Source organism: Alteromonas lipotrueae, assembly GCF_019249215.1.
GTDB classification, from domain to species: domain Bacteria; phylum Pseudomonadota; class Gammaproteobacteria; order Enterobacterales; family Alteromonadaceae; genus Alteromonas; species Alteromonas lipotrueae.
In genome coordinates this window covers 20,792-36,092 of the sequence record NZ_JAESDI010000020.1, presented here as the reverse complement: position 1 = coordinate 36,092, position 15,301 = coordinate 20,792, and the positions used below count along the sequence as shown (strand labels likewise).

Genomic DNA, 15,301 nt, shown 5'->3' with positions numbered 1-15,301 from the left:
AAGCGCCGCCTTTCAATGAAAGTCTTTTTGGTAAACAGTAAATTGCTAGTGCCGAGCCAACCTGCGCGCCACTAGAGTAAAGGCGATGAATAGTAAACCGAAGATAGTCGTGCTGCCGCCGTGTTCCTCAACCACTATGACCGTATCTTCGTAGATATACTCATGGTTATCACTTTCTAAACTTAGATAAGCAAGGTCGGCATCATCATAGCCGTCAGAAAAAGCGACCAGTTGCTCGGAATAGGCATCATATAGTTCGATGAGCACATCATAATCTGCAGCGGGAAAGCCTGAAAGCAGGCGGCTTTCTACCACAAATGCATCTGAGGAATCTTCACCATACAGCACAAATTCAGAGGTGACATGAATGGCCTCATAGCGATCGTTTCTGCCTAAGTAAATAACCCCATATACAAGGGCACTGTCGTAAGCGGTATCTGCATCGAACTCAACGGTAAATTCAGAATAATATCCGTCATAATCGATATCAGTATCTAAAGATACCCAACTGTCATAAATCCAGTAATCGGGCAATAGTGTGGTAGATTGTGCTTCGGCATAGGATTTACTCGTGCCGCTAAAAAGGCTTTCACGTTTCGCTTTTTTCTCAGCCAACGAAGGTGATTCCAATACGCCAGTTTTTGTATCGTTAATGGCACTGGTAGAGGCATTCTTGGTGGTCGCGTTAATTGCAGCCTTAGTGGACGCTTCAGCTGGGGAGTAAACGGCGCCGTAGCGATATTCTGTTGATTCTACAGAAACAGGGTCATTGGATGACACTGGATCCGCGTATGAAGTAGTGATCAACGAGCAAGGCAATACTGCTAATAGGCAGAACTTAGCAAAGGGTTGAATGGGTGATTTCATTGTTTACATCCTTTCTAATCAATAGTGACAGGTGCCATTGTTGATTAAATAAGATGAACAAAAACTGAAGCCACCCTTAATGTTCTGTTGAGTAAAGGGATGAGTCTGTCAGAATCAATCTTCTAGGTAGTCGTCTTCGTACTCATCTTCATCATCGCCGCGGGGCATGAAATACGTACCCCAGCCGTCGTATTGAACGTCTTGTTTGTCAGCAATTTTAAGTAGGGTATCGGAATCAGCATTGAGTTTTTCAAGGTCTAACGCTCGTTCAATGATAGCATCGAAACAAAATATTGTGCCGCCATCATCAAGCATTAACTCTTCTGCGTCAGTCACTTCAAAACCCGCTTTGAACGTATCAACCGCCGCTTTTTCTAACTTGTCGAAGTCGTTACTCGCAAAGTGATGCTCAATGGTGTATTCAGCATCGGCCTGGCTACCGTCTTCTAATAGCGCTTCTATGGTTTCCTCATTGAAGGAATACCATTCTTCTCGTTCATCAAACTGACTCATAAAGCAAAACCTCAATCATTTTTCGCAAGTTTACCTGCTTTTTTCCATTTCAGCGACTTCAGCATCCAACTGGGCCATTTTGTTTTTCATCTGGTCGTTGAAATACTGCATCCATGCTTTAATTGGTTTTTCGTCGGTGAGGGCTTCAGGCGCACTAATATCGATAAGTACTACGCCATTGTCCCACCGATTCCACTTTACTTTGTTGTGTAGGTTACTCGCAGTAACCATGACGATGGGTTCATTGGTGGTTTTCGCCAGTCGGAATGCGCCTTGTTTAAAAGGCAATAAACCGCGTCCGTAGCTTCGTGTTCCTTCAGGGAAGAACCATACAGAGGTACGCTTTTTAGCTATACGGTTGGCTGCAATATCTAATGTGTTTCGGGCTTTGCCGGAATTTTTCCGGTCGATGAGGATATTACCTGATAGCCAATAAATTTGACCGAAAATCGGGATCCACTTAAGGCTTTTCTTGCCAATGGTGACAACGCCGGGTAAAGCGGCTTTACAAATCGTCATCACGTCGTAGCTATTTTGATGATTAGCAATAAACACGTAGGGTTCTTTTATGTCTACCGCCGGGTCTTTTCGAACAATCACCTTTAAACCCATTACGTAAGACATTAACGAATAAAGTTTACCCGCCGTATGCACATTATCTTTATGGAACGGGCGAAAAATACATACTGCAAATAGGGCTATATTAACTAGCAAGAAGGTGAGTAAAAGCGTAGGTACGCGTAGTAAAGCTATCAAAGTGGCTCCTGAATATAAATGACGCGCGAAGTATAAAGTAAGTTTCAGCGTACACTTGTCCGATGAGCTATTATAGATGCTTTAACGGTTCTGTTGCCATGGAATAGCTAGAAATACGTTCAAAATGGGCAAGTTAATATAAAATACTTAACTTTAGTATGAGGTAACTTGGTCGATAGCATCTTACAATAAGAGAAAGTGCAACCTCATCCTCACCAACCCGGTATCTATAATGCAGACATTTGTACCTGACGACCTCGAAGAAGATATTCTTTGTGACTTAATGGAAGAAATTAATGAGCTTTACGAATCGAGTGAGCAGACATTAATCGAATTAGAGCTTCGTCCAGAGGACAATGAACTGCAACGTGCGTTGTTCCGTTCAATCCATACGATTAAAGGCGACCTTGGGTTAGTGAATTTTTCACCCATGATCCCCTTGCTTCAACATGTGGAAGACTTACTCGACTATTTACGTAAAGGGCAAGTATCTTATACCAGTACCATGAGTGACTTGGTATTACTTACCATGGATAGGGTCAAGGCATTTGTAGAAGCTGTTATGGCTGAAGGAAAAGCCGAATATGACGATACCTTGCATCAACAGTTGGTCATGGCGATAAGTCGAATTACGCCGGATAATGGTGATGAACATGAGAAACGCCTCACCGAAGCGGTATTATTACTCAACCCCGCGCTAGACGTGATCACCGACGACAACAACCCTGAAAATATTCAAATAAAACCGCCTACTTTGGCAACGTCGGGTATACCTAAAGACATGAGTAGTGAAAAGAAACTGGATGTTCTTTTCTTTCGCGATCTCATGCAAACCATTGAGAAACGCTCGAATTTTTGGGTTGGTCGGGGGGATAGGGTAGCTAAGTTAGCGATATACATTAACAGCACAGCGGGTAAACCTATTGATGAGTCTCAGCTAGCCGTAGCCAGTTATGTGCATGATTTTGGTATGGCTTTCATGCCATTAAAGCTATTGCATAAAAGCGAAGCGTTAACTGATATAGAATTTAACTTAATGCGCTCCCATGTGTATAAAAGCTCTCGTTTGCTAGAGCACTTAGATCAATGGGATTTGGCCCGTAAAATAGTGATGCAGCATCATGAGCGTACCGATGGAACCGGTTATCCATTAGGGCTGAAAGAGGAAGGTATTTGTGATGGCGCTAAGTTACTAGCTATTGTTGATACTTATGATGCAATGACACATTCCCGAGCTCATAATGAAGATAAGCAACTATCCAAGAAAGAGGCGGTTATTGAAATTAACCGAAGCGCTAAAGGCCAATTTAGCATGAAGTGGGTTAGGTTGTTCAACCAAGCTATGACAAGTCTGTTGAAAAAGGGCGGCTAGCCTCCGATTAGCTACGAACATATTTTTTGTTTTCAACAAGCATAAAAAAGCCCGCAATTTAACAATAAATAAAGCGGGCTTTTGTGTATTTGTAGCGCTTAAAACCTACCTTGAATTACGTAATACCTAGCTCTTTTAATTTGCGAGTAAGGGTATTACGCCCCCAACCTAAACGCTTAGCGGCATCTTGCTTATGGCCGTGAGTATGCTGAAGGGCACGTTCTAACATAATCTTTTCAAACGTAAGCATAGCGTCATTCAGAATATTGTATCTGCCATCGCGAAGTTGCTTGTCAGTCCAGCGGGCGAGTAAATCTGGCCAATCTCCCGCTTCGGCGGCGGGCTTTTCTATGCTGCTGTCACCGTGGATTTCAGGCGGCAAGTCACTTGGCAGAACTTCTTGTCCACTGGCCATTACGGTTAGCCATCGACATACGTTTTCGAGTTGTCTCACGTTACCTGGCCAAGGAAGCTGAGCCATCAGCTTTTCGGCATCTTTACTTAAGCTTTTTGCTTCTACATCTAGCTCTTTAGCTGCTCGGCGTAAGAAGTGACGCGCTAATAAATGAATATCTTCACGGCGCTCAGATAGAGACGGTAGGTGCACACGAATAACGTTTAAACGGTGAAATAAATCCTCACGAAATTTTCCGTCAGCCACACGCTTTTCTAAGTTTTGGTGGGTTGCAGCAATAATACGCACATCTACTGCCACAGATTGGTGGCCGCCCACTCGGTAAAATTGTCCGTCGGCTAAAACACGAAGAAGTCGAGTTTGTACGTCTAACGGCATATCACCTATTTCATCAAGAAAAAGGGTACCGCCATCAGCTTGCTCAAAGCGGCCTTGGCGCGCATTTTGTGCACCGGTAAACGCCCCTTTTTCATGACCGAATAATTCCGACTCTACCAAATCAGCTGGAATAGCGGCCATGTTAAGTGCGATAAAAGGCTTGCTAGAGCGCGGGCTATGGCGATGCAAAGCGTGGGCAACAAGCTCTTTACCGGTACCTGACTGGCCGTTAATTAAGACACTAATTGATGAACGAGATAATCGGCCGATTGCACGGAAAACTTCCTGCATCGCGGGTGCTTCACCGATAATTTCTGTTTCTGGATCGTCCTGAGGGGCTTGCTGCGTTTTCGACTGCTCTCTTGCATGGGCTAACGCACGCTGTGTGAGTGTTACCGCTTCATCAATATCAAAAGGTTTGGGGAGATATTCAAACGCCCCTTTTTGATAGGCATTTACCGCACTGTCTAAATCTGAATGCGCCGTCATAATAATTACGGGCATCATAGGGTGGGTTGCATGCACTTCGTTTAGGAGTGTCATTCCGTCCATCTGCGGCATTTTAATATCAGATATAATCACTTCCGGCGCTTGACCGCTTTGTAACTGAAGGAGTAAATCTTGTGGGTTTTCAAAACACAAGCATCCGATGCTTGCTGTTTGTAAGGCCTTTTGAAGCACCCAACGAATAGAACTGTCGTCATCGACAATCCATACTGACTCATTCGTCATTGCCTGTCTCCTTGCGGTCTATCGGAATATAAATTACGAATTCGGTGTGCCCAGGGTGGCTATCTACATCTATTTTTCCGCCGTGATGGTTTATCAATGTTTGCGATATCGATAACCCTAAGCCGGAACCATTTTGCTTACTGCTCACCATGGGGTAAAAAAGCGTGTCCTTTATTTCTGAGGGAATGCCTGGGCCATTGTCTATGACCTTAATTTTAGCGATTAACGCATGGCGGTGTCCCTGAATTGTCATCTGTCTTTCAATGCGTGTTACTAAACGAATCTGAGGATTGGGCGTTTCACTTTCGGTTAGCGCCTGAATGCTGTTTCTGACAATATTCAATACGGCTTGCTGAATCATATCAGCGTCAATCATTAACGGCGGAATACTCGGGTCGTAATCACGAATGATGGTAATGGGGGTTTCTGAGTCAACCCGCATTAGGCTTCTAACTTGCTCTAACGCTTGGTGTACATTACTCCAATTGAATCTGGGAAGTGAATTTGGCCCCAGCAAGCGATCGACCAAATTACGTAGTCGATCAGATTGCTCAATGATCATTTGGGTAAATTCTTTGTGCCCTTCACTCAATTCTTTCTCAAGTAATTGCGCCGCCCCGCGAATGCCCCCTAATGGGTTTTTAATTTCATGAGCTAACCCACGAACAAGTTCACGAGCTGCATAATGTTGTGCGTTTTGTAAATTTTCACGGGATATTCTTTTTTGCTGGTCTATTTTTTTTACTTCAAATAGCAGCCTAGCCCCTTCTTCTAATTGCAAGTTCGTGACAGTTAAATCAACCATGACGTTGCGGTTATCTCTAAAACACAGGCGAATTTCATTTTCGGTAAAGTCTTCTCCGTGTCTTAGCGCTGCGCGTAAGCGAGTGGTATCGATATTTCCAGGCAGAAAAAAGTCGTCAAGACGATGGCCGCATAGTTGCTTTCTACCTGTTTCAAATAGCGCTTCCCCTGCGTGGTTGGCATAAACAATATTTAATCTATCGTCCACCATTACAAGCGCAGTATTCAGGCTGTTCAAAAATTGTTGCGTGTCTAACTCGGTTGATTGCATCCGAGCTTATCTCCTTTGCACTATATAGGTGCATTGTAACGTATCGGCAAAAATTGTAGGCACAGAATTGGTGTTACTTTTTTTCTGTTCCCCGCTATGGTGCGGGCTTTGCGCTACTTTCGAACGTTAGTTGCTATTTATTAACGCTGAAGCTTGATGCAGAAACAGCGTTTGTAGTGCGGAGGATGCAAGAGTCTTGCCCTTATTGTCTGTGAGCTCAACCTTATACTGATGTTCGCCCCGATTTATGCCATTTAAGGTAAATACGCCTGTTGTATTGCTCTGCAATAGGGCGTCATCAAAGATTAATTGATAGCGAGGCGCTTTCACTGAAGTCGGTTGGTTCGCACGTATGGTGACGTTTCCGGCATTGTTTCGAAGGGTGGCATTAGGGGCCGGAGAGGCTATAACCACTTTATAGGCTACTTTCTTCGATTTAGTTGTTTGAGCCAGAACGGGTTTAGGTGTTGAGGGACTGGACACTACATTCTGTGTTTTAGCATCAAACTCAACGGTGTCGCTTTTCGGTGAGGGGCTATCGGTATAAAGGATAGTGCCGTCAGCCTGCTTAACCTTGTACACAGGAGAGCTTGTGGTGGTAGACACCTCAGGATCATTTGATGTGCTTTGCCCATGGCTTTTACCGGGAGTTAACACCATCACCATAAGCAACACAATGTAGGGATAAATATTCAATAGGGAGACTCACTCATAGTTTCTTACTTATATAGTAGAAAAGCTTTAGCATAAAAAAAAGCCCGCATAAGCGGGCTTTTGTATATTGAAGCACTTAAGCGTTAATTAAACGCTGTAGTACATATCGAACTCAACTGGGTGAGTTGTCATGGCAAGCGTAGTTACTTCTTCAGACTTAAGATCGATGTACGCATCAATCATGTCGTCAGTCATAACGCCACCAGCTTTAAGGAATTCACGGTCGTTATCCAATGCTTCTAGTGCCATTTCTAGCGAGCTAGCAACGGTTGGAATTTCTGCCGCTTCTTCTGGTGGTAAGTCGTACAAGTCTTTATCCATAGAATCGCCAGGGTGGATCTTGTTCTTAATACCGTCAAGGCCAGCCATAAGCATTGCTGAGAAAGCGAGGTATGGGTTAGCTGTTGGGTCAGGGAAGCGTACTTCGATACGACGTGCTTTATCGCTCGTTACGTATGGAATACGGATAGATGCAGAACGGTTACGCGCAGAGTATGCAAGCATTACCGGTGCTTCAAACCCTGGAACCAAACGCTTGTAAGAGTTTGTTGATGCGTTTGCAAAAGCGTTGATTGCACGAGCGTGTTTAATAATACCGCCAATGTAGAAAAGCGCTTCTTCAGAAAGACCAGCATACTTATCACCCGCAAAGATGTTTACACCATCTTTAGCGATTGATTGGTGACAGTGCATACCAGAACCGTTATCACCTACAAGTGGTTTAGGCATGAATGTAGCAGTTTGGCCATAAGCGTGAGCTACGTTATGTACTACATACTTATAAACTTGGATTTCATCTGCTTTCGTTACTAGTGTGTTGAATTCGCAAGCAATTTCGTTTTGACCAGCAGTAGCAACTTCATGGTGATGTGCTTCAATAACTAAGCCCATTTCTTCCATTACTAAACACATTGCAGCACGAATGTCGTGCGCTGAATCTACTGGAGGAACTGGGAAGTAACCGCCTTTAACACCAGGACGGTGACCCATGTTTCCGCCTTCAAAATCAGCGCCTGAGTTCCATTTTGCTTCAGCAGCATCAATTTTGTAGAAAGAGCCGGCCATGTCTGTGTGGAATTTAACATCGTCAAAAAGGAAGAATTCTGGCTCTGGGCCGAAGAATACAGTGTCGCCAATGCCGGTAGATTTTAGGTATTCTTCTGCACGGCGCGCAACTGAACGTGGATCACGCTCGTAACCTTCCATAGTAGAAGGCTCTAAGATGTCACAACGAATATTTACTTGAGTCTCTTCTGCGAATGGGTCGATTACCGCACTCGTAGGATCAGGCATAAGTACCATGTCTGATTCGTTAATGCCTTTCCAGCCAGCAATTGAAGAACCATCGAACATTTTACCTTCTTCAAATGTCTCTTCGTCTACCGTAGCGGCAGGAATCGATACGTGTTGTTCCTTGCCCTTAGTATCAGTAAAACGCAAATCAACAAATTTCGCTTCACTTTCTTTAATCAGCTCTAATGCCTTTTCTACTGACATCGTGTCCTCCAGGTTTAATGTAAAAATGCGGAATGATCAGCTTCATCCCAACAGTGGAAAAACTAAAAGCGATTTTCATGCCATCTATCGTGATTCCAATTTTGCTGGCTTAGCAGCAAGAGGATAACGGAATGACTAATGGTGTTGCACACAAATGGTGCTTAATCGCTATATTTTGGTGCAAATTAAATTTAGGTAGCCGTAAGCTAGCCTAGATTAACTTGTCTTCACTTACCACCGAAAACAGGGCTCGAAAGTAATAAATTCGTTAATCAAAGACTATAATAGTGAAAAACATGCCTCCCTTTAAAAAAAAGGTGCGCAAACGCCGTGGTTTTTCTGTACAATCCGCGCAAAATTTACTATCTGCATTTTTTGCAACAAATCTAATGCATGCTTAACATCATGTAATGATTTACACAGGCTCCCTAGATGAATACCACTGATATTAATAAATTACGTAACATTGCTATTATTGCTCACGTTGACCACGGTAAAACAACTTTGGTTGATAAACTGTTACAACAGTCAGGCACTCTTGAAACTCGCGGTGAGCAAGAAGAGCGCGTGATGGACTCGAATGACATCGAGAAAGAACGCGGCATCACAATCTTAGCGAAAAACACTGCTATTAACTGGAATGACTACCGTATCAACATCGTAGATACTCCAGGACACGCCGATTTCGGTGGTGAAGTAGAGCGTGTAATGTCAATGGCCGATTCAGTGTTGCTTCTAGTAGATGCGCAAGAAGGTCCAATGCCTCAAACGCGTTTCGTAACACAAAAAGCATTTGCTCAAGGCTTGAAGCCAATTGTTGTTATCAACAAAATTGACAAGCCTGGCGCACGTCCTGATTGGGTTATGGATCAAGTATTCGATTTGTTCGACAACCTTGGCGCAACTGACGATCAGTTAGATTTCCAAGTTGTATATGCATCAGCACTAAATGGTTGGGCTTCATTAGACGCCGACGAGCCAGCTGAAGACATGAACGCATTGTTCCAAACGATTGTTGACCAAGTATCGCCTCCAGATGCAGATGCCACTGGTGCATTCCAAATGCAAATTTCTCAACTTGATTACAACTCATATGTAGGTGTAATTGGTGTTGGCCGTATTAAACGCGGTACTGTTAAGCCAAACCAACAAGTTACTGTTGTTACCGCTGAAGGTGAGAAGCGTAACGGTAAAGTTGGCCTTGTATATGGTTACCTTGGTCTAGCACGTCATGAAGTTGAAGGTGCAAGCGCTGGCGATATTATCGCAATCACAGGTTTAGGTTCGCTTAAAATCTCTGACACTATTTGTGATGTTAACCAAGTAGAAGCGATGACGCCGTTATCTGTTGATGAACCAACAGTTACTATGACCTTCCAGGTAAACACTTCACCGTTTTCTGGTAAAGAAGGTAAGTATGTTACTTCACGTAACATTCTAGAGCGTTTGAACGACGAACTAGTACATAACGTTGCACTTCGTGTTGAAGAAACGCCAGATCCGGATAAATTCCGCGTATCAGGCCGTGGTGAACTTCACTTGGGTATCCTTATTGAAAACATGCGTCGTGAAGGCTACGAGCTAGCAGTATCACGTCCAGAAGTTATTCTTAAAGAAGAGAATGGCGAAACACAAGAACCGTTTGAAACACTAACGGTAGACTGTGAAGAAGCGCATCAGGGCTCTATCATGGAACAACTTGGTCTGCGTAAAGCTGAAATGACCAACATGTCTCCAGATGGTAAAGGCCGTGTACGTATCGACTTCGTTATTCCTAGCCGTGGTTTGATTGGTTTCCAAACAGAATTCATGACGATGACGTCTGGTTCAGGTTTGCTTTATCATACGTTTGATCACTATGGCCCATACAAAGGCGGTATCATTGGTAAGCGTAAGAACGGTGTTCTTATTGCTAACGCTAACGGTAAAGCCCTAACTAACGCCTTGTTTAACCTTCAAGAGCGTGGTCGTTTGTTTATCGGTCACGGTGTAGAAGTTTACGAAGGTATGGTTATCGGTATTCACAGCCGCGATAACGATTTAACTGTTAACGCCCTTAAAGGTAAGCAGTTAACTAACGTTCGTGCCTCTGGTACTGATGAAGCGCAAACTTTGGTTCCGCCTATCAAGATGTCGCTTGAGCAAGCGCTTGAGTTCATTGATGAAGACGAATTAGTTGAAGTTACGCCTGTATCTATTCGTATTCGTAAGAAGTTACTTACTGAAAACGAACGTAAGCGTTCTTCACGCGAGAAAAAGTAATCACCTCCGTTGATGACTTAATTAGTTTTCAAATGCATTAAGATGATTCAAAAACGCCAGCTTTCAAGCTGGCGTTTTTTTATGCTCACGTTTTTGCCAAAATGTCGACGAAAGATGAGTTGGCAACATCGACTTTGGCCTCTATCATCAAGTTAATGAAATTAAAAAGGCAAAGCCCGTGTTCTCTGTAGCAGTTATTGAAGACGATGTTATTACGCTCGATCTTATTACCGATGCATTAGAAACCCGTTTATCGGCGACGGTTTACCCGTTTAGCCGAAGTAAAATTGCCCGTGAATTCTTGCTTCAACAAACGCCAGACACGTTACAATTGATTATTAGCGACCAAGTCATGAAAGAATATGACGGATTAAGTTTGTTAAAGGCATGCCGGTCGGCGAACTTATCTGTTCCGTTTTTACTGATCACTGGTGATCCCAATAAAGAACTCGTCATGGAAGCGCGCAAGTTAGGTGTATCTGGTTTTTTAGCAAAACCCTTGCAAATGGACTCCCTGGCCGCAAAAGCCAAGTCCGTAGCGCTAGCAAATGCTAAAAGTCGCGTAAGCGAATAACTAGCTACTCCTTAGTAAAGCATTCAAGGGCGTTAGCAAACAAATAAAAAAGTCCTAAATGGTCTAAGCAGCGCTAGTTTATATGCTTACGAATTATTACACTGGTGCTCATAATGTAATGGCAACAGGATGTAAGTGTGACGTTTAATTTTGACCAAACCCCACCTCGTAAAGATACCTATTCGTTTAAGTGGCAAAAGTATAAAGGTAAGGACATTATTCCTGCTTGGGTTGCCGATACTGAATTTCGATGCGCTCAGCCAATTTTGGATGCAATTTCTGAACAAGTTGAGCATGGCAATTTGGGCTATGTATTACCTGGTCAACATCAAGGTGCGATTAGTGCAATCCAGCGTTGGTTGAAAGACAAGCACGACTGGGAGGTGAAAGCAGAGTGGATTGTGTGGACGCCAGGCGTTGTGCCTGCGTTTAACGTTGCCTGTAAAGCTTATTGTGAAGCTGGCGATAAGGTGCTTATTCAAACACCTAATTACCCGCCTTTGCTAGCAGCACCAAAATTAAATGAACTAGAGCGCATCGATATAGGCACAGTGATTGACACTAAGTCGGGAGAGAGCCGCTATACATTAGACTTTGAAGCGCTAGAAGCCCATGCTGCCGACCCTAAATGTAAGCTATTCATTCTTTGTAATCCGATGAACCCAGTTGGCTCGGTATTAACCAAAGCAGAGCTAGATCGGGTTGCTGATATTTGTAACGCCAATGACGTGTGTTTATGTTCTGATGAAATCCACTGTGACCTGATTTTAGAGCCTGGAATTAAGCATATTCCGGCTGGACGTGAAGCGAACCTAGCCAACAACAGCGTTACCTTAATGGCCGCTAGCAAAACCTTTAATATTGCTGGTTTGGGTACCTCGTTTGCGATTATTCCAGACCCTAAACTCCGGCAGCAATTTACCGGTGCTGCTGCGGGTATTGTACCTTGGGTCAATGTGTTGGGATTAGCGGCTACCGAGGCAGCCTTCACGCTGTGTGATGATTGGCATAGTGCTCAGCTTGAGTATTTGCGCGCTAACCGTGATGCCGTGTATGAAACGATAAACGGCATAGATGGGCTATCTATGTTGAAGCAAGAAGCCACGTTTTTAGCATGGGTAGACGCAAGCGGTTTAGGGGTTGAAAATGTACAAACGTGGGCAGAAGAAAAAGGCGTAGGCCCTTCTCCTGGTGCAGATTTTCACAAAGCCGATCACTTTCGAATAAATTTCGGCTGTAGCCAGTTGATGCTCAACGATGTGCTACAACGTCTAGCTATGTAGCCGACCAGTTAGCCACTCACTAAACATAGCATATAAAAACGCCCGTTTGCTTATCGCATAACGGGCTTTTTTGTGGCTGAATGCCGTGTAACTTATATGAATAAGCTGGTGAGTTTGTAAAGCCCCAATCCCACCACAACAGATACCACTAGAACGCCTGCAAAATTGCTCCATGGGGTGTTTTTGAATTCACCAAGTGCGTTGCTTTTATTCATCACCACTAATAAAAAGATAGCAATAATAGGCAGCAATAATCCGTTAGTAGCTTGAGCAAATAAGATAGCAGGCAAGGGTTTAAAACCGAGTGCAGCAACGGCAACGCCACACACAATTATTGCCAGCCACACCGTGCGAAACCCTTTGCTTTTCAAGTTATCAGACAGCCCAAGTGCTCCACAAACTGCATATGCAGCCGCAAGTGGCGCAGTTATCGCGCTGGTTAGCCCTGCCGCAAATAAGCCTAGTGCAAAGAACCATTGGGCTTTATCGCCCAACACAGGTTTTAATTGCTCACCCATGTTGCTCGCATCCATCGTAGCCGCTTGGTTAAAAAATGCCATCATGGCCGTGGCCATTACAACAAGGGTAATTAAGCCACCCATGCTAATGGCGGTTGCCGATTGCTTGCGGCACCCCTTAATGGCATTAGCTTTGTCTGCATTATTAGATGACTTCGCCACAAGACTTGCATGGAGGAATAAATTGTAAGGCACAATGGTGGTGCCTATTAACGCAAGAATGGTAGTAATGGAGTCTGCGCTAAGCTGAGGTTGAAGGAGCTGGCTAAACATTAAAGGTATATCGGGTTTAGCGACTATCAGGGTAACGAAAAATACGCCAGCCATGATAAATACGAGGTACACCAGAACGTTTTCTATCCATGAGTAGCTGCCTGTCCACAGTAGAGCAATGGCAAGTGCGCCAAGAATAAGTGCCCAGGTGCCCGTGCCAATTTCCCAAAAAGCATCCAGACCAATGGCGGCGCCGGTAAGGTTACCTGATTCATAGGCGGCGTTCCCAATACCAATTGCGCTGACAATTAAGGCGATGAATAGCATTTTTAGCCACGGCGTCGATACCATGTCTTTCATCGCTGATGCCAAGCCTTTGCCCGTTGCCACCCCCAAGCGAGCAGCCATATCTTGCAATACAATGGTGGCAAAAATTGAAAACAATAACGCCCACACCAAATGAAAACCGAAGTTAGCGCCTGCTAGACTCGCCGTTGTTACTGTACCTGGGCCAATGAAGGCGGCCGCGATAATATATCCTGATTTATCTTTTGCCATTGCAGTCACTCTTAGTTTAGTTTTGCTATCATGACAATAGGTTAGCCATTGCGCAACCACGCAGACTAACTCCATCGCTACTGGCTTACTATGTTGCAGTGTATTGAAAGCAATCGTTAATCGCGCTTTTAATACAACATAAAAAGGGGCGCGAAGGGTACAGGTAATAAATAGGTCATTTCAACCGCTTGTAGGAATTTTTAATGTCAGAAAAGGCGCGTCCCATCGATATTCTTTTGCCTGTGTTTGAAAAGGGCAAGTTAACGCATGTGCTACCTAGCGCTTATAAAGCCGACGGTATGATATTCGCAGTTGCAGCGTCACCAGAAATCCCTATGCCAGAGCAGTGGATGCCATGGATGATACAAAGCTCGTCAAGTGCGCTGGTAGACGAAGATGTAGATGCATTGGCGGATGTGCTGATGGATAACTTAAGGGCTCACCTGCAGTGTATGACGGACGAGAAACCCTTAATGCCAATGCGCTGTGAGTATTCAGAAGGGCAAGCTGATACTGCTCCTGAAATACCCGCTGAATTAGCTCAATGGCTTGAAGGATTGCTTTACGTGCACCAGCAACTGGAAGATGTCTGGCAACAGGCGTGGGGAAAGTTAAGTGCGAAAGATGCCTATCGTGAAGACAGTAGTAGCTCAGATACCCCAGAGAAACGACTGTCTCGTTGCTTAAAGTTATTTACTACCCTGGCGAATGTTAAACTGGCATTGCAGTATCGTAATCCCAGCCAAGCACAACAGCTAAAAGAAAACTTACCTTTATTGTGGAAGCAGCTCCCTGCGATGGTTCAAGATTATATTGCTCTGGCTGGTGAACTGAGCGCAGCATTACCCAATCAGTTTGAAACCTTTACGAAACTTCCTTAACGTGCTTTCTGGCGTTGCAGCTGTTTGCGCTGAGAAAGCGTGTTGCGCAATGACTTCATATAGGCGTCTAACTCTGCTTTAGCGTTGTCGTAAGCATTACTTAACTCACTAGAGCCCGGCTGGCGCATCAACGCTTTAAACGCTAAATCAGTTTGCGATAACAAATCTTTTAAATGTTGGTTACTATCATCCATGTAGTTTCCTTTAGGTTATTTAATGGTTAATCCATAACTGTATTACGAGGTAACACGGTCTATCGAATTTATAAAGGTTTTAGTATTGCTAAACAAACAATAGCCAATATAAGCAGTACCGGTGCTTCATTAATAATGCGGTAAAATTTGGCGCTGTGACGGTTTTCGTCACGGGAGAATTGCTTTACTAGCTTAAACAAATAGAAGTGATAGCTGTAAAGCGCAAGTAAAAGCATAAATTTAATATGCAGCCAACCCGACATTTTAAACCACGTACTTCCATAGCTTACAATAAGTGCGACGCCAAACGCTAAGGTTAAAAAAGCGAACGGGGTAACAAAAAACCACAGCCTTCTTTCCATTACTTTAAACTGGTCTTTCACTTCTTGCGACGTGGCTTCAGCGTGGTAAACAAACAGCCGAGGAAGATAAAAAATTCCTGCCATCCACGCCAACATGAAAAAAATGTGAAGTGCTTTAAACCATAAAATGTACATTG

The 15,301-nt window shown here is 43.9% G+C and carries 15 protein-coding genes; 5 read left to right on the top strand and 10 right to left on the bottom strand.

The window, feature by feature from the left end; genetic code table 11:
• Positions 1 to 45: 45 nt before the first annotated feature.
• The 3 genes from JKP82_RS18900 to JKP82_RS18890 form a co-directional block, all read right to left on the bottom strand.
• Positions 46 to 867 (bottom strand): choice-of-anchor H family protein, encoded by an 822-nt coding sequence (locus tag JKP82_RS18900; RefSeq protein WP_218398251.1) that lies wholly within the window; start codon positions 865 to 867, stop codon positions 46 to 48.
• 114 nt (positions 868 to 981) lie between these two features.
• A complete protein-coding gene (gene rraB, locus JKP82_RS18895; protein ID WP_159532990.1) occupies positions 982 to 1,380 on the bottom strand; it encodes a ribonuclease E inhibitor RraB in 399 nt (132 codons plus the stop codon).
• A 30-nt stretch (positions 1,381 to 1,410) separates the two neighbouring features.
• A complete protein-coding gene (locus tag JKP82_RS18890; protein ID WP_159532988.1) occupies positions 1,411 to 2,136 on the bottom strand; it encodes a 1-acylglycerol-3-phosphate O-acyltransferase in 726 nt (241 codons plus the stop codon).
• 232 nt (positions 2,137 to 2,368) lie between these two features.
• On the opposite strand from JKP82_RS18890, the gene JKP82_RS18885 reads away from it, so the two are divergent.
• A complete protein-coding gene (locus JKP82_RS18885; RefSeq protein WP_159532986.1) occupies positions 2,369 to 3,508 on the top strand; it encodes an HD domain-containing phosphohydrolase in 1,140 nt (379 codons plus the stop codon).
• A gap of 115 nt (positions 3,509 to 3,623) precedes the next feature.
• Here the strand turns inward: JKP82_RS18885 and glnG are convergent, their stop codons facing one another.
• The 4 genes from glnG to glnA form a co-directional block, all read right to left on the bottom strand.
• On the bottom strand, positions 3,624 to 5,033 hold the full coding sequence (gene glnG / locus JKP82_RS18880; protein WP_159532984.1) for a nitrogen regulation protein NR(I): 1,410 nt from the start codon (positions 5,031 to 5,033) through the stop codon (positions 3,624 to 3,626).
• Positions 5,023 to 6,108: a nitrogen regulation protein NR(II) gene (gene glnL, locus JKP82_RS18875; protein WP_159532982.1), complete on the bottom strand. Its 1,086-nt coding sequence runs from the start codon at positions 6,106 to 6,108 to the stop codon at positions 5,023 to 5,025. The genes glnG and glnL overlap by 11 nt, the downstream gene beginning before the upstream one ends.
• A gap of 126 nt (positions 6,109 to 6,234) precedes the next feature.
• Entirely contained in the window at positions 6,235 to 6,804 is a 570-nt protein-coding gene (locus JKP82_RS18870; protein WP_159532980.1) for a DUF4124 domain-containing protein, read from the bottom strand.
• 105 nt (positions 6,805 to 6,909) lie between these two features.
• Entirely contained in the window at positions 6,910 to 8,319 is a 1,410-nt protein-coding gene (gene glnA, locus JKP82_RS18865) for a glutamate--ammonia ligase (RefSeq protein WP_057789700.1), read from the bottom strand.
• A gap of 432 nt (positions 8,320 to 8,751) precedes the next feature.
• On the opposite strand from glnA, the gene typA reads away from it, so the two are divergent.
• From typA to JKP82_RS18850, 3 genes are all read left to right on the top strand, one after another.
• Positions 8,752 to 10,581 (top strand): translational GTPase TypA, encoded by a 1,830-nt coding sequence (gene typA / locus JKP82_RS18860; protein ID WP_159532978.1) that lies wholly within the window; start codon positions 8,752 to 8,754, stop codon positions 10,579 to 10,581.
• A 178-nt stretch (positions 10,582 to 10,759) separates the two neighbouring features.
• Entirely contained in the window at positions 10,760 to 11,155 is a 396-nt protein-coding gene (locus tag JKP82_RS18855) for a response regulator (protein WP_159532976.1), read from the top strand.
• A 137-nt stretch (positions 11,156 to 11,292) separates the two neighbouring features.
• Positions 11,293 to 12,438, top strand: a complete 1,146-nt coding sequence (locus JKP82_RS18850; RefSeq protein WP_159532974.1) for a MalY/PatB family protein — start codon at positions 11,293 to 11,295, stop codon at positions 12,436 to 12,438.
• A gap of 92 nt (positions 12,439 to 12,530) precedes the next feature.
• Here the strand turns inward: JKP82_RS18850 and JKP82_RS18845 are convergent, their stop codons facing one another.
• Positions 12,531 to 13,727, bottom strand: coding sequence for an Nramp family divalent metal transporter (locus JKP82_RS18845; RefSeq protein WP_159532972.1), 1,197 nt, complete (start codon positions 13,725 to 13,727; stop codon positions 12,531 to 12,533).
• Between the two features lie 203 nt (positions 13,728 to 13,930).
• On the opposite strand from JKP82_RS18845, the gene JKP82_RS18840 reads away from it, so the two are divergent.
• Positions 13,931 to 14,608, top strand: coding sequence for a UPF0149 family protein (locus JKP82_RS18840; protein ID WP_159532970.1), 678 nt, complete (start codon positions 13,931 to 13,933; stop codon positions 14,606 to 14,608).
• Here JKP82_RS18840 and JKP82_RS18835 read toward each other — a convergent pair.
• Together JKP82_RS18835 and hemJ are read right to left on the bottom strand one after the other, a co-directional pair.
• Positions 14,605 to 14,802, bottom strand: coding sequence for a hypothetical protein (locus tag JKP82_RS18835; RefSeq protein ID WP_159532968.1), 198 nt, complete (start codon positions 14,800 to 14,802; stop codon positions 14,605 to 14,607). The genes JKP82_RS18840 and JKP82_RS18835 overlap by 4 nt on opposite strands.
• A 68-nt stretch (positions 14,803 to 14,870) precedes the next feature.
• Positions 14,871 to 15,299 (bottom strand): protoporphyrinogen oxidase HemJ, encoded by a 429-nt coding sequence (gene hemJ, locus JKP82_RS18830; RefSeq protein WP_159532966.1) that lies wholly within the window; start codon positions 15,297 to 15,299, stop codon positions 14,871 to 14,873.
• Positions 15,300 to 15,301: the final 2 nt, after the last annotated feature.